We start from the raw sequence: 22,308 nt of genomic DNA, 5'->3' as shown, positions 1-22,308 counted from the left end.
CGAAGGCTGCGATCTTTTGATGTTTAAGATCAAAAGATCGCAGCCTTCGGCAGCTCCTACCGGGATTTTATTTCAGGCGTCTTTCGGTGTTTTTTGAAAGATGCCGTGGTTCAGTGCGCGGTAGCGGGACGGACACGGTGCTTTTCGGGTTTTGCTACAGGTGCTGGCTGGATCGGGTGGTGATGGTGGCGCCGCGATACGCGCAGTACACCCCACAGCATGGCGGTGGCAACGGCCAGCCAGCCGGCAATCAACATTACGATGGTCATGGTCAGGCTCATCAGTGCCTCCTCTTCGCCCTGCATCGGGCGCACACTTTTCAATTCGCTCTGTTTCAGTGACAGTCTAGACAATGGGGTGTTTCAGACTATTGACCAAAGGTCGCTGATGACCAATCAGTTCGCTCTATGCAATCGACGTGTCTGCGGTTTAAGGCTATACCGCAGCTTTGCTGCGCCCTATGATCGCAGGCGTTGCCGGAACACGATGACCGGCGTCTGAACAGAGAGTGACGATGGTGCAGGTATTTTCTCGAATTCGTGCGGCGTTGCTGGTCGCCGGTTGCGCGGCGGCATTGGCCGGTTGTGCGGGCAGTGTGGCGCCCGAGGTCAAGCGACTACCCGAGCGAGTCGAGCTCAGTGGCACGTTTTACCGAGGTCAGGCCAACCAGAGCGGCCCTCAGGTATTGGCCAGTCTGCTATCGCAGCAGGGCATCGTGATCACGCCGGGATTGCTGGAAAAACCGCTGCACCTGCCGGGCGCTGAAGACAAATTGCAGCAGAATATTCAGAACCTGGCCCGCGAGTACGGCATGCTGGTTTACCCGCTGGACAGCAATTTGTCTGCACTGTTGACGCAGGTTGCGGCAGGGTATCCGGTGATGGTGCGTTTCAGTGAGGGCTCGGCATTCTGGGCCGAGCCGCGTTACGCGATTCTGTCCGGCTATGACCGTAACAAGCAGAACGTGCTGCTGCGTGCCGGCATGAATCGTCGCGAATTGATGAGCTTCAGTGCGTTTGAATCGGCATTCGAAAAGTCTGGCGGCTGGGCCATTCTGATTCAGAAGCCAACGCAGATTCCTGCTGCGGTTGATCGTCAGCGTTGGTTGAAGGCGGCCGATGAGCTGGGTCAGGCCGGTCAGGAAAATGAAGCGGCGCAGGCGAGGAAGGCATTGGCTGCGCACTGAGTTTCCCGTTCGTCATCTGCCGGGCACGTCCGCGCCCGGCAGGCCTCTTACCTCTATAACCCGATTTACGGGTAAATCAGGAGGTGAGCATGGCAGATTCCCCATCCCCGAAAGGCCCACATTCGTCGGAACACGCGACGGATCACGATCTGGGTTTCGATCCGGACTCGCCGGATCTTGATGATCCGCAGGTCGATCCCGTCGGCCCGGCCAAAGCCCCCAAAGACGTAGAGCCGGGGGAGGACGACAAGAAGCCGTCCAAGCCTTATGACCCGTTAGCCAATCTGAAACCTTGATGTGAGGTGCGTATGAGTACCGATTCAAGTTTTGACGATCAAAAGCCCGACAGTGTGCCGACAACGCCGGAGCCTGAGGTTGATCCTGTGCTGGACCCGGACAGTCCAATGCGTGATCCGATGGCGCGGCCGAATGTGCTGACGCCGGAGCCTGGGCGGGATCCGAGTAAAGGGGATGGCATTCCTGATGATGAGCAGATGCCGTTGCCCAATGATTGAGATCTCTCAGTCTTACTGAGTCCTCATTCTTTCAGCCTCACTGAATGCTGATTCTCTCTGCTTCACTGAGTGCTGATTTTTGAGACTTGGTTGGGGTTTTATTGTGGTGAGGGGATTTATCCCCGATGGACTGCGTAGCAGACCCGTTTTTTGGGGCCGCTGTGCAGCCCATCGGGGATAAATCCCCTCGCCACAGGTGCGGGTGAAGGTGAATCCTTTAGATCGCAGGTTTACTTCGAGGCTTCAACCACGCCGCTCTGGCGCGATTTCAGGTTTTTCTCGGCTTTGTACTGCTGCGCCACGGCTGGAACGGCGGCACTACGACCGGTTTCTACCCAACTGCGGATGCGGCTGGCATCGGCAAAATGGGTGTATTTGCCAAACGCATCGAGAATCACCAAGGCGACCGGGCGGTTACCCATTTTCGTCACCAATACCAGGCAATGACCGGCAGGGTTGGTGAAGCCGGTTTTGGTGATCTTGATGTCCCAATCGGCTTTATTGACCAAGTGGTCGGTATTGCGAAAACCCAGGGTGTAGTTGGGTTTGCGGAAAGACACGGTCTTTTCCTTGGTGGTAGTCAACTCGCTCAAGATCGGGTACTTGCTTGCCGCTACCAACAACTTGCTCAGGTCGCGTGCCGTCGACACGTTGCGCTCAGACAAACCCGTCGGCTCGACGTAGTGGGTGTTGGTCATACCCAGCGCCTTGGCCTTGGCGTTCATCGCCGCGATAAAGGCTGCGTAGCCCCCTGGGTAGTGGTGCGCGAGGCTGGCGGCCGCACGGTTTTCCGAGGACATCAGAGCAATCAGCAGCATCTCGCGGCGCGGCAGTTCACTTCTCAGTTTGACTCGGGAGAACACGCCTTTCATTTCCGGCGTGTGGCTGATATCGACATCGATCCATTCGTCCATGTTCTGTCGGGCTTCAACCACTACCAAACCAGTCATCAGCTTGCTGACGGAGGCGATCGGCACGATCACGTCAGGGTTGCTGGAGTAGATGACCTTGTTGGTCTGCATATCCATAAGCAGGGCGCTGCCAGAGGCGATCTTCAAAGATGAAGCGTCACGGGGGGCAGCGGTGGTTTCCGCAGCGTTGATCGTTGGCGTGATGCATGTGCCTGCAAATGCAAAAAACAGGCTCAGAATCGAAAGACGAATTTTCACGCGGGCGAACTCATAAAGGTTGGATATTCCGTTAGTTTGTAACGGGTTATTTCTTAAAAGCGGCGCATTCTAGAAGTATGGCTGAAGATCTGTCGATGGTTGTTTGAACGACCTGAAAATCTCGTGAAAAGGCCTGTAAAAAGAGGGGTTTCCGGCGAACGGTTACAGTTTTTTCTCAGGCATGAAAAACCCCGCACAGGGCGGGGTTCTGGTGCTGCAAAAATTACGTCTTAAGCGTGCAGGGTTTCCGCTGCATAAAGCGTATTTTCCAGCAGGCAGGCACGGGTCATCGGACCGACGCCGCCGGGTACTGGAGTGATCCAGCCAGCACGGGGCAGGGCGGTTTCGTAGACAACGTCACCGACCAGTTTGCCGTCGTCCTGACGGTTGATGCCGACGTCGACGACGATCGCGCCTTCCTTGATCCATTCACCCTTGACCAGGCCAGGCTTGCCGGCGGCCACCACCACCAGATCGGCACGGCCGACGTGGCCAGCCAAATCCTTGGTGAAGCGGTGGGTCACGGTGACAGTGCAGCCGGCCAGCAGCAGTTCCATCGCCATCGGGCGGCCGACGATGTTGGAGGCACCGACAACCACGGCGTCCAGCCCGTAAAGATCAACACCCGTGCTTTCCAGCAGGGTCATGATGCCTTTCGGGGTGCACGGGCGCAGCAGCGGAATGCGCTGGGCCAGGCGGCCGACGTTATAAGGATGGAAACCGTCGACATCTTTGTCCGGGCGGATGCGTTCCAGCAGTTTGGAGGCGTCCAGGTGCTCGGGCAGCGGCAGTTGCAGCAGGATGCCGTCGATAGCAGGGTCGTCGTTGAGGCGATCGATCAGATCGGTCAGCGCGTCTTGCGTGGTTTCAGAGGGCAGGTCGTAGGCTTGAGAGAGGAAGCCGACCTCTTCACAGTCTTTACGCTTGTGCGAGACATAAACCTGAGAGGCAGGATCGCTGCCGACCAGGATCACCGCGAGGCCGGGAGTGCGCAGGCCTTGCTGGCGACGCTCGGCAACTCGTTGGGCGATCTGCTGGCGCAGGCTGGCGGCGATCGATTTGCCGTCGATTAGTTGTGCAGTCATTGCGCGTGATTAACCATCGAGAGGGGAAAAAAAGAGAACGCATTCTCGCATGTCGGGCGGTGAGGGCAAAGGCGCTTGGTCAGCAAATTCCCCTAACTCCTTTAATTAAATGAATTTTTTTCAAAAAAGATTTGACGACCTTTGGAGCGCTCTATACTATTCGTCGCACTTGTCGGGCACAGCCTAGCACTGGTTAAGAAGGTCGAGCGGGATTACGATTCTGCGAAGACTGGAAAGCACTTAGTTTGTAGTCCTTTAAGAGTACAGATTAATAAGGCGCCCGTAGCTCAGCTGGATAGAGCATCCGCCTTCTAAGCGGATGGTCGCAGGTTCGAGTCCTGCCGGGTGCGCCATTAGGCAGCTTTGGCACAAGTAACGCGATATGGTGGGCGTAGCTCAGTTGGTAGAGCACGGGATTGTGACTCCCGTTGTCGTGGGTTCGATCCCCATCGTCCACCCCATATTTCGAAAAGCGCCAGATTTAACGGTCTGGCGTTTTTGCTTTAAAGAGCTTCATCTGCGGATGTGGTGGAATTGGTAGACACACTGGATTTAGGTTCCAGCGCCGCGAGGCGTAAGAGTTCGAGTCTCTTCATCCGCACCAATTAAAGCTTCATTCGTGCCTTTGGGCTGGTGAGGTTTCAACAAAGAAGTTATTTGGCTTTTTTGTTACGCAATATGGTGGGCGTAGCTCAGTTGGTAGAGCACGGGATTGTGACTCCCGTTGTCGTGGGTTCGATCCCCATCGTCCACCCCATATTTCGAAAGGCGCCAGATTTAACAGTCTGGCGCCTTTTTTGTTTTTGCGGTTTCAAAAGTTGGCGTTTGCTGGCTTTGAGTCGCAGGGAGCGGGGCGCTTCGTCGTATTTATGTTGCTCGATGATGCTGCGCTGTTCGCCGGGCTTGCTTGCAAGGTCGGCCGTCAGGGGGCGATTGGCAGTCCCTTCTATATATAGAAGAGGTCGCCGCAGAGCCCTGGCGTGATTAGCTGTATTCGCCTGTGGGGCGCGCTGCAATCGTGCATCGGTCCCTTTAAATTGCCTGCTGTTTTTTTACCCGTTTTCAGTAGGGTGACTTCTTGAGTTTGACCCACTAGAATGCATGCCCTTGATTCTGGGGTCGGAAACGGCCGGCTAACGTCTGTGCAACGAGGAATATCCATGCAAGTTTCTGTTGAAAATACTACTGCTCTTGAGCGCCGCATGAGCGTCACCGTGCCGGCTGAGCGCATTGAGAGCCAGGTCAACAAGCGTCTGCAGCAGACTGCCCAAAAGGCCAAGATTGCTGGCTTCCGTCCAGGCAAAGTGCCAATGAGCGAAATCAAGCGCCGTTTCGGTGCTGATGCGCGTCAGGAAGCTGTAGGCGACGTGATCCAGTCCTCCTTCTACGAAGCTGTGGTTGAGCAGAAGCTGAACCCGGCGGGTTCGCCTTCGATCGAGCCTAAGTCGCTCGAAGCTGGCAAGGACCTGGAATACGTTGCAGTGTTCGAAGTGTTCCCTGAGTTCACCGTTGCCGGTTTCGACGGCATCACTGTTGAGCGCCTGAGCGCTGACGTGGCTGACGCTGACCTGGACAAAATGCTCGACATCCTGCGCAAGCAGAACACCCGTTTTGAAGTGGCCGATCGCGCTGCCCAGAACGAAGACCAACTGAACATCGATTTCGTTGGCAAGGTTGACGGCGAAGTCTTCGCTGGCGGCTCCGCCAAAGGCACCCAGTTGGTACTGGGTTCCGGCCGCATGATCCCGGGCTTCGAAGAAGGTCTGGTAGGTGCAAAAGCTGGCGAAGAGCGCGTTCTGAACCTGACCTTCCCAGAGGACTATCAGAACCTCGACCTGGCTGGCAAAGCCGCCGAGTTCACCGTGACTGTCAACACTGTCTCCGAGCCTAAGCTGCCTGAGCTGAACGAAGAGTTCTTCGCTCAATTCGGCATCAAGGAAAGCGGCATCGACGGTTTCCGCACCGAAGTTCGCAAGAACATGGAGCGTGAACTGCGTCAGGCGATCAAATCCAAGGTCAAGAATCAGGTAATGGACGGTCTGCTGGCCACCAACCCGATCGAAGTGCCTAAGGCTCTGCTGTCCAACGAAGTTGACCGTCTGCGCGTGCAGGCTGTTCAGCAGTTCGGTGGCAACATCAAGCCTGATCAACTGCCGGCCGAGCTGTTCGAAGAGCAAGCCAAGCGCCGCGTTGTGCTGGGTCTGATCGTGGCTGAAGTGGTCAAACAATTCGACCTGAAGCCTGACGAAGCTCGCGTTCGCGAAATGATTCAGGAAATGGCTTCGGCTTACCAGGAGCCTGAACAGGTTGTGTCGTGGTACTACAAGAACGAGCAGCAACTGAACGAAGTGCGTTCGGTTGTGCTTGAAGAACAAGTTGTGGATACTGTTCTGCAGAAAGCTAGCGTGACCGACAAATCGGTCTCTTACGAAGAAGCGGTCAAGCCGGTAGAAGCTCCAAAAGCCGACTGATTGTTTTTGCGTTAAGAAGTACACACATAAGCCAGCCTTCGAGCTGGCTTATGCGTATTCAAGACATAACTATTTGGGAGTGACTGCAGAGCATGTTCCGTAATTCGTATATTCAGCAGAACTCTGATATCCAGGCCGCAGGCGGCCTGGTCCCGATGGTTGTCGAGCAATCTGCTCGTGGCGAACGCGCCTATGACATCTATTCGCGCCTGCTCAAGGAGCGAGTGATCTTTCTGGTTGGTCCGGTAGAGGACTACATGGCCAACCTGATCTGTGCGCAACTGCTGTTCCTTGAAGCGGAAAACCCGGACAAGGACATCCATCTTTATATCAACTCCCCGGGCGGTTCGGTGACAGCGGGCATGTCGATCTACGACACCATGCAGTTCATCAAACCCAACGTATCCACCACTTGCATCGGTCAGGCCTGCAGCATGGGCGCGTTCCTGCTGACCGCAGGCGCTCCAGGCAAACGTTTCTGCCTGCCGAACTCGCGTGTGATGATTCACCAGCCACTGGGCGGTTTCCAGGGCCAGGCGTCGGATATCGAAATCCACGCCAAGGAAATCCTCTTCATTCGCGAGCGTCTGAACACGCTGATGGCCAAGCACAGCGGCCGCACCCTTGAAGAAATCGAGCGCGATACCAATCGCGACAACTTCATGAGTGCAGAAGCTGCGAAGGAATACGGCTTGATCGATGAAGTGATCAACCAGCGCCCCGCTTAAAATAAGCAGCTCAAAATAGGCTTGGTCGGCGAGTCTGTTCGCCAGCGGGCTTGAAAAAGCCCGCAATAGCCTTCATCTTGTGTTGCAAGCCTATCGGATTTGGATCGAACGAATGACTGACACCCGCAACGGCGAGGACAACGGCAAGCTGCTCTATTGCTCCTTCTGTGGCAAAAGCCAGCATGAAGTGCGCAAATTGATTGCCGGCCCCTCGGTCTTTATCTGCGACGAGTGCGTCGACCTGTGCAATGACATCATCCGCGAGGAGGTGCAGGAAGCCCAGGCCGAAAGCAGCGCGCATAAATTGCCTTCGCCTAAAGAAATCAGCGGCATCCTTGACCAGTACGTTATTGGTCAAGAGCGTGCGAAGAAGGTTCTGGCCGTAGCGGTGTACAACCACTACAAGCGTCTGAACCAGCGTGACAAAAAGGCTGACGACGTCGAACTCGGCAAGAGCAACATCCTGCTGATCGGCCCGACAGGCTCCGGTAAAACCCTGCTGGCCGAAACATTGGCCCGCTTGCTGAACGTTCCGTTCACCATCGCTGACGCAACCACCCTCACCGAGGCGGGTTACGTGGGTGAAGACGTCGAGAACATCATTCAGAAGCTGCTGCAGAAGTGCGATTACGACGTAGAGAAAGCCCAGATGGGTATTGTCTACATCGATGAAATCGACAAGATTTCGCGCAAGTCCGACAACCCGTCGATCACCCGGGACGTTTCCGGTGAAGGCGTGCAGCAGGCCTTGCTCAAGTTGATCGAAGGCACGGTCGCTTCGGTTCCGCCGCAAGGTGGCCGCAAGCATCCGCAGCAGGAATTCCTGCAGGTCGACACCCGTAACATCCTGTTCATCTGCGGTGGTGCGTTCTCTGGTCTGGAAAAGGTTATTCAAAACCGTTCCACCAAGGGCGGCATCGGTTTCAACGCCGAAGTGCGCAGCAAGGAAGAGGGCAAGAAAGTCGGTGAATCCCTGCGTGAAGTCGAGCCTGACGATCTGGTCAAGTTCGGTCTGATCCCGGAATTCGTCGGTCGTCTGCCGGTCCTCGCGACGCTGGACGAGCTCGATGAGGCTGCGTTGATGCAGATCCTCACCGAGCCGAAAAATGCTCTGACCAAGCAGTATGCCAAGCTGTTCGAGATGGAAGGCGTGGATCTGGAATTCCGCACCGACGCTCTCAAATCGGTCGCCAAGCGTGCCCTGGAACGTAAAACCGGTGCCCGCGGCCTGCGCTCGATTCTTGAAGGTGTATTGCTCGACACGATGTATGAAATCCCCTCGCAGTCCGAGGTGAGCAAAGTCGTGATCGATGAAAGCGTGATCGAAGGCAAGTCCAAGCCACTGTATATCTACGAAAACAGTGAGCCGACGGCCAAGGCAGCGCCGGACGCGTAAGTGTCCAGTCTGCTGAAATAAAGAAGGGGCCTTCGGGCCTCTTTTTTTTTATGTCGTTTTTTACATCCGCTTTGCGCTTGTTTTTTTCCAGAGCTGCCCCCATCTTGGTTCCAAGCTCAATTCCATCTGATTACGGCCATATGGCCGCCGTAGAGGCGAAATCATGAAGACCACCATCGAATTGCCTCTCCTGCCATTGCGTGATGTCGTGGTTTATCCGCACATGGTTATCCCGCTGTTCGTGGGGCGCGAGAAATCCATCGAAGCCCTCGAGGCCGCGATGACGGGCGACAAGCAGATCCTTCTGCTGGCCCAGAGAAACCCGGCTGACGACGATCCCGGTGAAGACGCTCTCTATCGCGTAGGTACCATCGCTACCGTTCTGCAACTGCTCAAGCTGCCTGACGGCACCGTCAAGGTGCTGGTCGAAGGTGAGCAGCGCGGTACCGTTGAGCGTTTCAGCGAAGTCGACGGCCACTGCCGCGCCGAAGTCTCGCTGATTGAAGAAGTCGACGCTGCCGAGCGCGAATCCGAAGTGTTCGTGCGCACGCTGCTGTCGCAGTTCGAACAATATGTACAGTTGGGCAAGAAAGTCCCGGCTGAGGTTCTGTCGTCGCTCAACAGCATCGATGAGCCAGGTCGCCTGGTCGACACCATGGCGGCGCACATGGCGCTGAAAATCGAACAGAAGCAGGAAATTCTCGAAATCATCGATCTGTCGGCCCGGGTCGAGCACGTTCTGGCGCTGCTGGATGCCGAGATTGATCTGCTGCAAGTCGAAAAACGCATTCGTGGCCGCGTCAAAAAGCAAATGGAGCGCAGTCAGCGCGAGTACTACCTGAATGAGCAGATGAAGGCCATTCAGAAAGAACTCGGCGACAGCGACGAAGGCCACAACGAGATCGAAGACCTGAAAAAGCGCATCGACGCTGCCGGTCTGCCAAAAGACGCACTGGCCAAAGCCACGGCCGAGCTGAACAAGCTCAAGCAAATGTCGCCGATGTCCGCAGAAGCCACCGTGGTGCGCTCCTACATCGACTGGCTGGTGCAAGTGCCGTGGAAGGCCCAAAGCAAGGTGCGCCTGGACCTGGCGCGCGCTGAAGATATTCTGGACGCCGATCACTACGGCCTCGAAGAGGTCAAGGAGCGCATCCTTGAATACCTCGCCGTGCAAAAGCGCGTGAAGAAAATCCGTGGCCCGGTGTTGTGCCTGGTCGGTCCTCCGGGCGTGGGTAAAACCTCGCTGGCCGAGTCGATCGCTCACGCCACCAACCGTAAATTTGTGCGCATGGCCCTCGGTGGCGTGCGTGATGAAGCGGAAATTCGCGGTCACCGCCGGACTTACATCGGTTCGATGCCGGGAAGATTGATTCAAAAGATGACAAAGGTAGGCGTGCGCAACCCGCTGTTCCTGCTTGATGAAATCGACAAAATGGGCAGCGACATGCGTGGCGATCCGGCCTCGGCGTTGCTGGAAGTGCTCGATCCAGAGCAAAACCACAACTTCAACGATCACTATCTGGAAGTCGATTACGACCTGTCGGATGTGATGTTCCTGTGCACCTCGAACTCGATGAACATTCCGCCGGCGCTGCTCGACCGGATGGAAGTGATCCGTCTGCCGGGCTATACCGAAGACGAAAAGATCAACATCGCCGTCAAATACCTCTCGCCAAAACAGATCGCCGCCAACGGCCTGAAGAAAGGCGAGCTGGAATTCGACGCAGAAGCGATCCGCGACATCATCCGTTATTACACCCGTGAAGCCGGTGTGCGTGGTCTTGAACGGCAGATCGCCAAGGTCTGCCGCAAGGCTGTGAAAGAACACGCGCTGGAAAAACGCTTCTCGGTGAAAGTGACAGCTGATGCGCTGGAACATTTCCTCGGCGTGCGTAAATTCCGCTACGGGCTGGCTGAACAGCAAGATCAGATCGGTCAGGTCACAGGCCTCGCCTGGACTCAGGTCGGCGGTGAATTGCTGACCATCGAAGCCGCTGTCGTGCCGGGTAAAGGTCAACTGATCAAAACCGGCTCGCTGGGTGATGTAATGGTCGAATCGATCACTGCAGCCTTGACCGTGGTGCGCAGCCGCGCGAAAAGCCTGGGCATTCCGGTGGACTTCCACGAGAAGCGCGACACGCACATTCACATGCCGGAAGGGGCGACGCCGAAAGACGGCCCTAGCGCCGGTGTCGGCATGTGCACGGCCCTGGTGTCGGCATTGACTGGCATTCCGGTGCGCGCCGATGTTGCCATGACCGGTGAAATCACTTTGCGTGGTCAAGTGCTTGCGATTGGTGGTCTGAAGGAAAAACTGCTCGCGGCACACCGTGGCGGAATCAAGATTGTGATTATTCCTGAAGAGAACGTGCGTGATCTCAAGGAGATTCCGGACAACATCAAGCAGGATCTGCAGATTAAACCGGTTAAATGGATTGACGAGGTCCTGCAAATTGCGCTGCAATACGCGCCGGAGCCCTTGCCGGATGTGGCTCCGGAGATAGTTGCCAAGGATGAAAAACGTGAGTCTGATGCTAAGGAAAGAATTAGCACGCATTAGTATGCTTTTGCCTGGGTGGCTTCCTTGACAGCTTTTTAGAGCCCTTGTTATAAAGCGGCTCTTAAGTGTCTGTAGGCCATTCAGCACTCGTTTTTGCTTTCACCAAAAAACTTAGAATCATCTCAAAATAGATATAAGGGGACTTAGAGTGAACAAGTCGGAACTGATTGATGCTATCGCTGCATCCGCTGATATCCCGAAAGCTGCTGCTGGCCGTGCGCTGGACGCTGTAATCGAATCCGTCACTGGCGCTCTCAAGGCTGGCGACTCCGTTGTTCTGGTTGGTTTCGGTACTTTCTCCGTGACTGATCGTCCAGCTCGCGTTGGTCGTAACCCACAGACCGGCAAGACGCTGCAAATCGCTGCTGCTAAAAAACCAGGTTTCAAAGCCGGTAAAGCACTGAAAGAAGCGGTTAACTAAGTTCGTTACAAGTTTTTACCCATCCGGGTCGGGGTTATCCCTGACTTGGCAGCGGAGCGGTAGAGCAGGTCGCTGAAACAGGCGCCTGTAACGCCGGGATCGAGGGTTCGAGCCCTGTCCGCTCCGCCAGTTACGAGAAGGCGCATCCTCGGATGCGCCTTTCTTCTATCCGGATTCTACCCACGCTCCACGGTTGCCAAATTTTGAAGTTCAACCGTTTCTGGGGGACGCATGCTGCAGAATATCAGGGACAATTCACAAGGCTGGATTGCCAAGACCATTATCGGGGCCATCATTTTGTTGATGGCTTTGACCGGTTTCGACGCCATTTTCCAGGCCGCCACTCACAAGAATGAGGTGGCCAAGGTCAATGGTGAAGAAATCAGCCAGAACGAGCTGAGCCAGGCCGTTGATATGCAACGCCGCCAGCTGATGCAACAGCTGGGCAAAGACTTCGACGCCTCATTGCTCGATGAAAAAATGCTCCGCGAATCGGCCCTCAAGGGTTTGATCGATCGCAAGCTGCTGCTGCAAGGCGCGGAACAATCGAAATTCGCTTTCTCTGAAGGCGCACTGGATCAAGTGATCCTGCAGACGCCTGAATTCCAGGTGGACGGCAAGTTCAGTTCCGAGCGTTTCGATCAGGTCATCCGTTCGCTGGGCTACAGCCGTATGCAATTCCGCCAGATGCTGGCTCAGGAAATGCTGATCGGCCAACTGCGTGCGGGTATCGGTGGCAGCGGTTTCGTCACTGACGCCGAAGTCCTGGCATTCGCCCGTCTGGAGAAGCAGACCCGCGATTTCGCCACCCTCAACATCAAGGCCGATCCGGCTGCGGTCAAGCTGACCGATGATGAGGTCAAGGCTTACTACGACGAGCACGCCAAGGAATTCATGACCCCTGATCAAGTGGTCATCGATTATCTGGAGCTGAAGAAGGCTTCGTTCTTCGATCAGGTCACCGTCAAGGACGAAGACCTGCAGGCGGCGTATCAGAAAGAGATCGCCAACCTGTCGGAACAGCGTCGTGCGGCGCACATTCTGATCGAAGTGAACGACAAGACCACCGAAGCTCAGGCCAAGGCGAAGATCGAAGACGTCCAGGCGCGTCTGGCCAAGGGCGAGAAATTCGAAGCGCTGGCCAAAGAGTTCTCGCAGGACCCGGGTTCGGCCAACAATGGCGGTGACCTCGGTTATGCCGGTCCTGGCGTTTACGACCCGGCCTTCGAAAAAGCTCTGTACTCGCTGAACAAAGACCAGGTGTCCGAGCCGGTGCGTACCGACTTCGGTTTCCACCTGATCAAGCTGCTGGGTGTTGAAGCCCCTGAAGTGCCGACCCTGGCCAGCCTGAAAGACAAGCTGACCCGCGATCTGAAAGCGGCACAGGTCGAGCAGCGCTTCGTCGAGGCGACCAAGCAACTGGAAGACTCCGCGTTCGAATCGTCCGACCTGGCCCAGCCAGCGGCGGATCTGAAGCTGACCGTGCACACTTCCAAGCCGTTTGGCCGTGAAGGTGGCGAAGGTGTTGCTGCCAACCGCGCTGTAGTCACTGCTGCATTCAGCACTGAAGTGATTGATGAGGGTGCCAACAGCACCGCCATCGAGCTGGATCCGGATACCGTGATCGTGCTGCGCGCCAAGGAACACCTGAAGCCTGCGCAACTGCCTCTGGAAAGCGTGAGTGCGGCCATTCGCACCCAGTTGACCAAAGAGCACGCCAGCGCTGCAGCCAAGACCAAAGCCGAGAAGCTGATTGCTGATCTGCGCGATGGCAAGGCGCCGCTGGACAAGGCGATTGAAGGCCAGACCTGGAAAACCACCGCAGCGGCCACCCGTGCTCAGGAAGGCGTTGATCCGGCGGTGCTGCAAGCGCTGTTCCGCATGCCGAAACCGGCTGCCAAGGACAAACCGACGTTCAGCAACGTCACGCTGCCAGACGGTAGTTTGATGATTGTGCGTTTGAACGGGGTTAACGAAGCGGCTGCACCGACTGAGGAAGAGAAGGTTCAGTACCGTCGTTTCCTGGCTTCGCGTGAAGGTCAGCAGGACTTCGCGGCGTTCCGCAAGCAGTTGGAAGCTCAGGCAGAGATCAAGCGGTATTGATTGCTGAGTGAGTCTTTTGATGAAAGCCCCGGCTCGTGAGTTGGGGCTTTTTTTTTGGGCTGGATTGGGGGGTATATCCGTTGCTGCGGTTATGGCTGCTTAGGGTCCCGCCCTTACGGCGGGTCACTTTGGCAAACGCCCCAAAGTAACCAAAGGTCTATGCCCTGACGTTCGGCCCGCTCGCTGGGGCTCGGGGTTCCTTCGCTCCGGGATCGATCCGGGGGGCATCGCCTACGGTTTGCTGCGCTGCACCTCCTCTCGATGTGTTTGGCTGCGCCAAACGGTCGCTGCGCTCCCACCCCGGATCAATCCCTCCACTCAGCCTGCCGACGGGCCTTCAGATCAAAAGCTGCACCCGAGCTTGCGCTCATCGTGTTGAGTGGTGAGGGGCAGGGGCGGTGCGCGTTCTGCTTTCGCTCTTCTGCTTTCGCTCTTCTGCTTTCGCTCTTCTGCTTTCGCTCTTCTGTGGGAGCTGGCTTGCCAGCGATGGCGGCCGGAGAGCCGACCCAGTTCCTACTGGTGTACCCGATCCAACTGTAGGAGTGAGCCTGCTCGCGATGGCGTCCTCATTGCCTACCTATCCCCAACATGCATTGCCCTAACCAGCGCTCGGAAATCCATGGGCTTTGGCCCTGGCCGTCGCCCACAGGCTTAGCACCAATAGCGCTGCGACGATCCACGGAAATGCCCCGACGCCTGGATTCTCCAGCAGTAAGCCACCCAACAGGCCGCCGCCGGCTATCCCGACATTCCACAATGTCACCAGCATCGATTGCGCGGTATCAGCGGCCTCTTTTGCGGTTTTCGCAGAAGCGGTTTGCAGCAGTGAGGGCATTGCGCCGAATGCCAGTCCCCAGACAGCGGTGGCGAAGTAAATCACGCCGGGAGATTCACGCCATACGCCGAGCGCAATCGAGGCCAGCATGAACAGCCCTGCACTGATCAGCACCAGTTCGCGTAGCCAGCGGTCGATCAGGCTGCCGACGATCCACAGGCTCAGTACTGACGCGAGGCCGAACACCAGCAACACCCGGTCGACGCTCGAAGCAAGCCCGGACGGTTGCAAAAACGGCGCGATGTAGGTGTACAGCAAGTTGTGTGCGACGACGTAGGACAGGGTAACGAACAGCACGGATCGCACGCCCAGCAGGGTAAAGACCTGACGCAAGGGCAGGCGTTGGCTGGCGCGTTCACCGGCGAAATCCGGCACTTGCCAGCGTACCCAGATGACCAGCAGCACGGTCAGCCCGGTCATGATCGCAAAGCTGAGGCGCCAGCCCACCACGGTGCCGAGCAACGTGCCGGCCGGGATGCCCAGCGACAGCGCAAGGGGCGCGCCGAGCATCGCCACTGTGATGGCGCGGCCCTGCAGGTGCGGTGCAACCATGCGGCTGGCGTAGCCTGCCAGCAGCGCCCAGAGCAGCCCGGCGAAGACGCCGGCGATCAGGCGGGCGATCAGGGTCAGCCAATACAGGTCTGATACGGCAGTGATGATGTTGGCGATAGCGAAGCCGCCGATGGCTGTCAGTAGCAGAGGCCTGCGTCGCCAGCCGCGGGTGGCGATCGTCAGTGGAATTGCCGCCAGGATCGAGCCGATGGCGTACAGGGTGACCAATTGCCCGATCAATGCTTGTGAGACGTTCAAGCCGTCGCTCATTTGCGGCAGCAGGCCGGCCGGCATGGCTTCGGTCATCACTGTGATGAATCCGGCGGTTGCCAGCGCGAGCAATGCGCCGAGGGGTAAACGTTCGCGGGTCTGGAGCGACTCATCCAGTGCGGTACAGGTCAGTGGGGTGTCGTTCATGAGCCGGCATCCATGTGCAGAAGGGGACGAAGGCCACAGGGTAGGGCGCTGCGCAGCGGCGAAAAACAGGTTAAGGTTCCGAACATATCGGACACGGATGTCTTTAATGGAGGTGAGGGATGGATAGCCTGGGCAGTATTTCGGTGTTTGTGCAGGTTGCCGAGACGCGCAGCTTTACCGAGGCCGGTAGGCTGCAAGGCGTTTCGTCTTCGGCCGTGGGCAAAAGCATCGCGCGGCTGGAGGCGCGGCTGGGTGTGCGTTTGTTTCATCGCACCACCCGCAGCATCACGCTGACCAGCGAGGGCGCGCTGTTTCTTGAGCGCTGTCGCAAGATTCTGGCGGAAGTCGAGGCGGCGGAGTTCGAACTGTGCGACGCCGCCGCGCAGCCTCACGGCAAGTTACGCATCAGCCTGCCGCAGGTGCACGGTCTGGTGATGCCGGTCATGAACGAGTTCATGACGCTCTACCCACAGATCGAACTGGATCTGGATTTGACCGATCGCATGGTCGATGTGGTCGAAGAGGGCTTTGACGCGGTGATTCGCACCGGCAAGCCGCGTGATTCGCGCTTGATGGCGCGGCCACTGGGTGAATTTCATATGGTGCTTGTGGCCAGCCCGGTTTATCTGCAGCAGCGCGGCACACCGCAAAGTCCCGCCGATCTGGCCGATCACGCCTGTTTGCGGCACACCTTTCACGCCACCGGCAAGCTGGAGCCCTGGCCGCTGCGGCGCGAGGAGGGCAGCGCCGAGCCGATGTTGCCGACGCGGCTGGTCAGTACCTCCATCGAGGCGGTCAACCACGCGGCACTGGCCGGCATGGGCATTGCCTGTCTGCCTGATTTCATGACCCACGATGACGTGGCCCAAGGACGCTTGCAGCGGGTGTTGGAGGCTGATGTCGAGCACGTCGGGCAATTCTGGCTGCTGTGGCCATCAAGTCGCCATGCCACGGCAAAATTGCGGGTTTTTATCGATCATTTATCCACGCGACTTTTTCCCGCCAATGAAGGTCGATAGAGTTGTAAGCGTTTCAAGACACTAATCCATACGCCGCGGGGCTGCGATCTGTTGCACAATACGCCCCGGACTGTTTTCCCTCAGGATGTTTAATGTTGATTTCCACTCCCTTGCGTGTTGTCGGGTTGGCGTTGTTGGTGGCTGCAGTGGCCGGCTGTTCGAAAGACAAACCGATGTACGAGCATGAGAACTTCGATGACTCCGGCACGTTCTCGCGCAACTATCCGGTGACCGACGCTACCAGTTGTGAAGCGGCGCGCCGCGCCTTGCTCAGTCAGGGCTATATCATCACCAGCAGCGACCCGAAGCTGATCAGTGGCCACAAGAGCTTTCAGCAAACCGGCGATACGCACATGGAGATCAGCTTCAATGTGGTCTGTGCCGAAGACAGCAGCGGCAAGCATCACGCGACCATGTTCGCCAACGCCCTGCAGGATCGCTATGCGCTGAAGAAAACCAACAACTCCGCCAGCCTCGGTGTCGGTGTGCTGGGCTCGGTGTCGATGCCGATCGGCTCGTCGGACGACTCGATGGTCAAGGTTGCCAGCGAAACGGTGACCTCGCAGAAGTTCTATGAACGATTCTTCACCCTGGTCGAGCTGTTCCTGCCGGCCGATGCGAAGAAAGCGGCGCATATCGAAGAAAAACCGAAGACCGACCTTGGTGTGCCTGAGCCGAAACCTGCGCCAGCGCCCGCTGCATTGGTGCCGACACCGGCGGCCGAGCCAGCAGCAACCCCCGCAGCGACACCCGCTCCGGCGGCCGAACCGGCTCCGGCCCCGGCTGAAGTGGCCCCTGTGAGTTCGGAGCCCGTTGTGCCACCTGCCGAGACTGCGCCGATCACCCCGGCACCCGCCGCAGAACCCGCGCCGGCAGCCCAGACCGAGGTCATCACGCCGCCGGCCAATCCGGACATCCCGCCGCCGTCCGAGCCCATCCCGGCGATGCCGTCCTCCGGCCAATAGCCCGATCGCCCTGTAGGCGCTGCGGCACGCTGCGATCTTTTGATGTTGTTTTTAAAGGCAAGATCAACAGATCGCAGCGTGCCGCAGCTCCTACGAGGGATTCGTGACATTCCCCTGACAAAATTCTCGCGATAAATTCCTGACCGTCTGCTACGTTTTATTGATGAAGGCCATGTTTCATTTTTCCTTCACACGGGCACTTTATGCTCGGGGCACGGGTCGATTGATCAGGCCATTTTCAGCGAGCAGCAGGGGGATTACACGATGGACGACTATCAAGAAGAACTGCTCGAGTACCAGGCTTTTGAACTGGATCCGCCGGAGCCTGCGGAAGACGCTACCGAGCTGTAAGCGCTTGCTTGCCGCTTGTGGCTGTCGGCTTGCAGCTGCCTTTATGCCGTTTTGCGGTGACTGCGGCGGAATTCGCCCGGGGTCTGACCGCTCCAGCGTTTGAATGCGCGCTGGAACGCTTCGGCTGAGGCAAACCCCAGCAGGTAGGCGATCTCACCGAACGCCAGTTCCGTGTCGCGGATGTAGGTCATCGCCAGGTCACGGCGAGTGTCATTGAGGATCGCGCGAAACTGCGTGCCTTCCTCGGCCAGTTTGCGCCGCAACGTCCAGGTGGGCAGTTTCAGGCGTGCCGCCACTTCTTCCAGGTCGGGTTCCCGGCCACCATTCAACAATGGCCCCAACAACTGCGTGATGCGTTCGCGCAGGCTGCGAGTGCGGGTCAGTTGTTCCAGTTCGCGTTCACACAATTGCAGCAGGTGCCGCCAGGTGCTTGGGCAATGTTGCGGGTTGCGTTGGGCGAGGCTGCTCAGGCTCAGGCGCAATTGATTGCGCTCGGCGCCGAACTGCAGCGGGCAATCGCCCAGTGCGGTGTAGGCGTCGCGGTAATCCGGTTCGTCGAATTCAATGTCGATGCGCTCGGCTCGCAGCGATTCGCCGCTGACGCTCGACAACTGATGCAGCCAGCCAGCAATAATCGAATCCACCACGAAGCGGTTATAGGCGTTGTATGGGCTGATCGAATAGAAACGCAGCCACGCGCCATTCGCGTCTTCGTGAAAACTCGACTGGCCGCGATAGTTGGAGCCGTACAACGGTTCGAAACGGATCAGGCAGCGTGCCGCCTCGCGCACGGTCGGGGCTTGCGCGGCGGTCACCCCGGCCAGCCCGGCCTGACTCAGGCGACTGAGCTGGCCCATGCGCAGCCCCAACGCAGGATCGCCGGTCAGTTGAATCGCCGCGTGCCCCAAACGCATGTAGCGCGGAATAGACAACCGCGCGCCAGCTTCCGCCAGTCGCGCGGTATCCAGGCCGTATTGCTCCAGCAGCGGCAGAGGGTCGGCGTCATGGCTGCGCACCGCATCGGCGAGGCTATGGACAAAGCCCACCGACAAATCCCCAAGGCGCATCGGCAGCGGCTTCATGGCTTACAACCAGATATTCAGCAAACGTGCGCCACGGGCGTCGCCATCGGCGAACTGTTGGCCGTTGCTGCTGAGGAAACTTTGCCCTGAACTCAACTTGTCCCAGAACTGCCCGCGCAGGAACACGCTGATGCCGGCGATCGCCCGGCTGCTCGGCGGTTGCGCGGTCAAGGTCAGACGATGCCAGGCCTGGCCTTCGCTGACTTCGCCGGGCTTGAGGCTGACCGAGCCCGGCGTGCTGGAACCCTTGTAGCCGCCCCACGGTTGATCCCACACGTTGTGACCGACGACAAACGCCGGCACGGCAACCAGTTGCGCGCCTTGCTCGTCGAGTTTGCGGTAATTGTCCGGGTACCAGCTGTCGCTGCCGATGAGGATACCCAGGCGTCCGGCGGGGGTGTCGACCACGTTGATGGCGTGCTTGTCTTCAGCCTCGATCACGTCGCGCTGATCGAAGATCGGGTGCATCTGCCGCTGCGGTTGCCCGAGCGGCACGCCGTCGCGGCCAAACACCACGCTGCTGTTGAACAAGGCGCCGCTACCCGGCTTGAGCTGGCCATCGCGGATACTCGGCTCGGGCAGCACGATAGAGCCGGCCACCAGCGTTACGTGAAATTCCTTGGCCAAGCCACCGAACAGCACCTGATAGTCCTTGGCCATGTCTTTGGACTTCATGCGCAGGTGCGCATCATCCAGGCGACTGCTGCCCTTGGCGCTCAGCCAGGCGCGGGCAAACAGCAGCGGATTGCTTGCTGCCAGCCAGTTCATCGCTTCGGCGAGGGTCGGCGCCTGATACAGCTCGTCTTTTTCACCGCTGATCATCAGCCAGGTGCCGACGTGCTCGGGCAACACGACCACGGTTTTGTCGTTCAACAAACCCTGATCCTGCGCTTGCTGCAAATAAGCGGCGAGCTTGCGGTGCAGGCGCTCCGGGCTTTGATAGTCGGTGGGGAAGAGTTCGGGCTGGATGCCCAAGAGATTGCCACGGTCGGCGGGTGTGCCCTGATCGACCGCGAGTTTGATGCGCAGGTCGGACAGGTAATGGCCTGCTGGCCGGTCCGCCGCCCACATGGCGTAGGAAGCAAGGACGGCCACGAGGGCCATGGAAAACGTCAGATACAAAAGTTTGCGCATGAAAACCAACAACAGCCGGGTACAGGGTGTGGCGACTAGGGTAGGGCGCATGGCGCCGGTTGCCAAGGGGCGCTGCGCATTTGGATCAATAAGTTGTCAGTTACGGTCATTGAGTGACAGCAGTGCGACTCTTAGTCTGTGCCACATGACTGACGGGGGACGCAGAGCTCCCGCAACTTTTCCGTGATTGCTCGTTGTGGAGTTACCGATGACCGCCGCTCATTACCCGCACCTGTTGGCCCCGCTGGATCTGGGATTCACCACGCTGCGCAACCGCACCCTGATGGGCTCGATGCACACCGGCCTGGAAGAAAAACCGGGCGGTTTCGAGCGCATGGCCGCGTACTTCGCGGAACGTGCGCGCGGCGGTGTTGGCCTGATGGTCACCGGCGGCATTGGTCCGAACGACGAGGGCGGCGTTTATTCTGGTGCGGCCAAGCTGACCACCGAAGAGGAAGCGCTCAAGCACCGCATCGTCACCCGCGCGGTACACGACGCGGGCGGCAAGATCTGCATGCAGATTCTCCACGCCGGCCGTTATGCCTACAGCCCGAAGCAGGTCGCACCGAGCGCGATTCAAGCGCCGATCAACCCGTTCAAACCGAAAGAGCTGGACGAGGAAGGCATCGAGAAGCAGATCAGTGATTTCGTCACTTGCTCAGTACTCGCGCAAACCGCCGAGTACGACGGCGTCGAAATCATGGGCTCGGAAGGTTATTTCATTAACCAGTTCCTTGCCGCGCACACCAACCATCGCACCGACCGCTGGGGTGGCAGCTACGAAAACCGTATGCGTCTGCCGGTGGAAATCGTTCGCCGCGTGCGTGAAGCGGTGGGCCCGAATTTCATCATCATTTTCCGTCTGTCGATGCTCGACCTGGTCGAGGGCGGCAGCACTTGGGATGAGATTGTGACCCTGGCCAAGGCCATCGAGCAGGCTGGCGCGACCATCATCAATACCGGCATTGGCTGGCACGAAGCGCGGATTCCGACCATCGCCACCAAAGTGCCGCGTGCCGCGTTCAGCAAGGTCACGGCCAAGCTGCGCGGATCGGTGAACATTCCGTTGATCACCACCAACCGCATCAACACCCCGGAAATCGCCGAGCAGATTCTCGCTGAAGGCGATGCCGACATGGTCTCGATGGCGCGGCCGTTCCTCGCCGATCCGGACTTCGTCAACAAGGCTGCTGAAGGTCGCGCGGACGAGATCAACACCTGCATCGGCTGCAACCAGGCGTGTCTCGACCACACTTTTGGCGGCAAGCTGACCAGTTGCCTGGTCAACCCGCGTGCCTGCCACGAGACCGAACTCAATTATCTGCCGGTGCAACAGATCAAGAAGATTGCTGTAGTAGGTGCCGGCCCTGCCGGTTTGTCCGCCGCGACCGTGGCCGCCGAGCGTGGCCATCAGGTGACCTTGTTTGATTCGTCCAGCGAAATCGGCGGCCAGTTCAACATCGCCAAGCGCGTGCCGGGCAAGGAAGAGTTTTTCGAAACCCTGCGCTACTTCAAGCGCAAGCTGCAGACCACCAATGTCGAGGTGTGCCTGAATACCCGCGTCGACGTGACGAAACTGGTTGAAGGCGGCTATGACGAAATCATCCTTGCCACCGGCATTGCGCCGCGTGTGCCGGCGATTCCGGGTGTCGAGAATGCCAAGGTGTTGAGCTACATCGACGTCATTCTTGAGCGCAAACCGGTGGGCAAACGTGTCGCGGTGATCGGCGCCGGCGGTATCGGTTTCGACGTGTCGGAATTCCTTGTTCACGAAGGTGTGGCCACCAGCCAGGATCGCGCCGCGTTCTGGAAAGAGTGGGGCATCGACACGAAACTGGAAGCACGCGGTGGCGTGGCCGGGATCAAAGCGGCGCCGCATGCGCCCGCGCGTGAGGTGTTCCTGTTGCAGCGCAAGAAAACCAAGGTCGGCGACGGTCTGGGTAAAACCACGGGCTGGATTCACCGTACCGGTTTGAAGAACAAGCAGGTGCAGATGCTCAACAGCGTTGAATACCTGGGCATTGATGATGACGGTCTGCATGTTCGCATTGGCGAAACCGGCGAGCCGCAACTGCTGGCGGTGGACAACATCGTGATTTGCGCCGGCCAGGATCCGCTGCGTGAGCTGCACGATGGCCTGGTCGCGGCGGGGCAGAACGTACACCTGATCGGCGGCGCCGATGTCGCCGCAGAGCTGGACGCCAAGCGCGCCATCAACCAAGGATCGCGCCTCGCTGCTGAACTATAAACACCCTGTGTAGGAGCTGCCGCAGGCTGCGATCTTTTGATTCTGTTTTTAAAAGACAAGATCAAAAGATC

18 protein-coding genes and 4 tRNA genes are annotated in these 22,308 nt (G+C 58.1%); 16 read left to right on the top strand and 6 right to left on the bottom strand.

What is annotated here, in order from left to right; genetic code table 11:
- Positions 1-110: 110 nt before the first annotated feature.
- Positions 111-281, bottom strand: a complete 171-nt coding sequence (locus tag EJA70_RS30800; RefSeq protein WP_008077729.1) for a hypothetical protein — start codon at positions 279-281, stop codon at positions 111-113.
- A gap of 233 nt (positions 282-514) precedes the next feature.
- Here EJA70_RS30800 and EJA70_RS05845 point away from each other — a divergent pair, with 233 nt between their 5' ends.
- From EJA70_RS05845 to EJA70_RS05835, 3 genes are all read left to right on the top strand, one after another.
- Positions 515-1,186 carry a peptidase C39 family protein gene (locus tag EJA70_RS05845; RefSeq protein ID WP_158830114.1) on the top strand — a complete coding sequence of 224 codons (672 nt, stop codon included), beginning with the start codon at positions 515-517 and terminating at the stop codon, positions 1,184-1,186.
- Positions 1,187-1,275: 89 nt separating this feature from the next.
- The gene (locus EJA70_RS05840) at positions 1,276-1,482 is read left to right on the top strand and encodes a DUF6021 family protein (RefSeq protein WP_158830113.1); all 207 of its coding nucleotides are present in this window, start codon (positions 1,276-1,278) and stop codon (positions 1,480-1,482) included.
- 12 nt (positions 1,483-1,494) lie between these two features.
- Positions 1,495-1,701, top strand: coding sequence for a hypothetical protein (locus tag EJA70_RS05835; RefSeq protein ID WP_158830112.1), 207 nt, complete (start codon positions 1,495-1,497; stop codon positions 1,699-1,701).
- A 230-nt stretch (positions 1,702-1,931) separates the two neighbouring features.
- Here EJA70_RS05835 and pbpG read toward each other — a convergent pair whose 3' ends face one another.
- Positions 1,932-2,870, bottom strand: coding sequence for a D-alanyl-D-alanine endopeptidase (gene pbpG, locus EJA70_RS05830; RefSeq protein ID WP_158830111.1), 939 nt, complete (start codon positions 2,868-2,870; stop codon positions 1,932-1,934).
- Positions 2,871-3,100: 230 nt separating this feature from the next.
- Positions 3,101-3,955 carry a bifunctional methylenetetrahydrofolate dehydrogenase/methenyltetrahydrofolate cyclohydrolase FolD gene (folD, locus tag EJA70_RS05825; protein ID WP_008077717.1) on the bottom strand — a complete coding sequence of 285 codons (855 nt, stop codon included), beginning with the start codon at positions 3,953-3,955 and terminating at the stop codon, positions 3,101-3,103.
- A 276-nt stretch (positions 3,956-4,231) separates the two neighbouring features.
- Here folD and EJA70_RS05820 point away from each other — a divergent pair.
- The 10 genes from EJA70_RS05820 (at position 4,232) to EJA70_RS05775 (ending at position 13,634) form a co-directional block, all read left to right on the top strand.
- A tRNA-Arg gene (locus tag EJA70_RS05820) sits at positions 4,232-4,308 on the top strand.
- A gap of 32 nt (positions 4,309-4,340) precedes the next feature.
- Positions 4,341-4,416: transfer RNA gene (locus tag EJA70_RS05815), tRNA-His, on the top strand.
- A gap of 58 nt (positions 4,417-4,474) precedes the next feature.
- Positions 4,475-4,559 (top strand) — tRNA-Leu (locus EJA70_RS05810).
- Positions 4,560-4,636: 77 nt separating this feature from the next.
- Positions 4,637-4,712, top strand: a tRNA-His gene (locus EJA70_RS05805).
- A gap of 403 nt (positions 4,713-5,115) precedes the next feature.
- The gene (tig, locus tag EJA70_RS05800) at positions 5,116-6,426 is read left to right on the top strand and encodes a trigger factor (protein ID WP_008077716.1); all 1,311 of its coding nucleotides are present in this window, start codon (positions 5,116-5,118) and stop codon (positions 6,424-6,426) included.
- Positions 6,427-6,518: 92 nt separating this feature from the next.
- A complete protein-coding gene (clpP, locus tag EJA70_RS05795) occupies positions 6,519-7,154 on the top strand; it encodes an ATP-dependent Clp endopeptidase proteolytic subunit ClpP (RefSeq protein ID WP_007951559.1) in 636 nt (211 codons plus the stop codon).
- Between the two features lie 112 nt (positions 7,155-7,266).
- Positions 7,267-8,550, top strand: coding sequence for an ATP-dependent Clp protease ATP-binding subunit ClpX (gene clpX, locus EJA70_RS05790; protein WP_003223632.1), 1,284 nt, complete (start codon positions 7,267-7,269; stop codon positions 8,548-8,550).
- A gap of 163 nt (positions 8,551-8,713) precedes the next feature.
- Positions 8,714-11,110 (top strand): endopeptidase La, encoded by a 2,397-nt coding sequence (gene lon, locus EJA70_RS05785; RefSeq protein ID WP_008077715.1) that lies wholly within the window; start codon positions 8,714-8,716, stop codon positions 11,108-11,110.
- A 148-nt stretch (positions 11,111-11,258) separates the two neighbouring features.
- The gene (locus EJA70_RS05780; RefSeq protein WP_008077714.1) at positions 11,259-11,531 is read left to right on the top strand and encodes an HU family DNA-binding protein; all 273 of its coding nucleotides are present in this window, start codon (positions 11,259-11,261) and stop codon (positions 11,529-11,531) included.
- Between the two features lie 231 nt (positions 11,532-11,762).
- Complete coding sequence (locus EJA70_RS05775) at positions 11,763-13,634, top strand: SurA N-terminal domain-containing protein (protein ID WP_008077712.1); 1,872 nt, start codon at positions 11,763-11,765, stop codon at positions 13,632-13,634.
- 598 nt (positions 13,635-14,232) lie between these two features.
- Here the strand turns inward: EJA70_RS05775 and EJA70_RS05770 are convergent.
- On the bottom strand, positions 14,233-15,438 hold the full coding sequence (locus EJA70_RS05770; protein WP_158830110.1) for an MFS transporter: 1,206 nt from the start codon (positions 15,436-15,438) through the stop codon (positions 14,233-14,235).
- A gap of 119 nt (positions 15,439-15,557) precedes the next feature.
- Here EJA70_RS05770 and EJA70_RS05765 point away from each other — a divergent pair, with 119 nt between their 5' ends.
- Entirely contained in the window at positions 15,558-16,457 is a 900-nt protein-coding gene (locus EJA70_RS05765; protein WP_158830109.1) for a LysR family transcriptional regulator, read from the top strand.
- A gap of 92 nt (positions 16,458-16,549) precedes the next feature.
- Positions 16,550-17,422 (top strand): DUF2242 domain-containing protein, encoded by an 873-nt coding sequence (locus tag EJA70_RS05760; RefSeq protein ID WP_158830108.1) that lies wholly within the window; start codon positions 16,550-16,552, stop codon positions 17,420-17,422.
- A gap of 392 nt (positions 17,423-17,814) precedes the next feature.
- Here EJA70_RS05760 and EJA70_RS05755 read toward each other — a convergent pair whose 3' ends face one another.
- Complete coding sequence (locus EJA70_RS05755) at positions 17,815-18,855, bottom strand: AraC family transcriptional regulator (protein ID WP_008077698.1); 1,041 nt, start codon at positions 18,853-18,855, stop codon at positions 17,815-17,817.
- A 3-nt stretch (positions 18,856-18,858) separates the two neighbouring features.
- Positions 18,859-19,989 carry a carbon-nitrogen hydrolase family protein gene (locus EJA70_RS05750; protein ID WP_158830107.1) on the bottom strand — a complete coding sequence of 377 codons (1,131 nt, stop codon included), beginning with the start codon at positions 19,987-19,989 and terminating at the stop codon, positions 18,859-18,861.
- A gap of 208 nt (positions 19,990-20,197) precedes the next feature.
- On the opposite strand from EJA70_RS05750, the gene EJA70_RS05745 reads away from it, so the two are divergent.
- Positions 20,198-22,237, top strand: a complete 2,040-nt coding sequence (locus EJA70_RS05745) for an NADPH-dependent 2,4-dienoyl-CoA reductase (protein ID WP_158830106.1) — start codon at positions 20,198-20,200, stop codon at positions 22,235-22,237.
- Positions 22,238-22,308 lie beyond the last annotated feature (71 nt).

The organism is Pseudomonas sp. PB103, from assembly GCF_009764635.1.
GTDB lineage: Bacteria > Pseudomonadota > Gammaproteobacteria > Pseudomonadales > Pseudomonadaceae > Aquipseudomonas.
The sequence above is the reverse complement of the archived record's forward strand: the minus strand, read 5'-3'. Positions and strand labels throughout refer to the sequence as shown.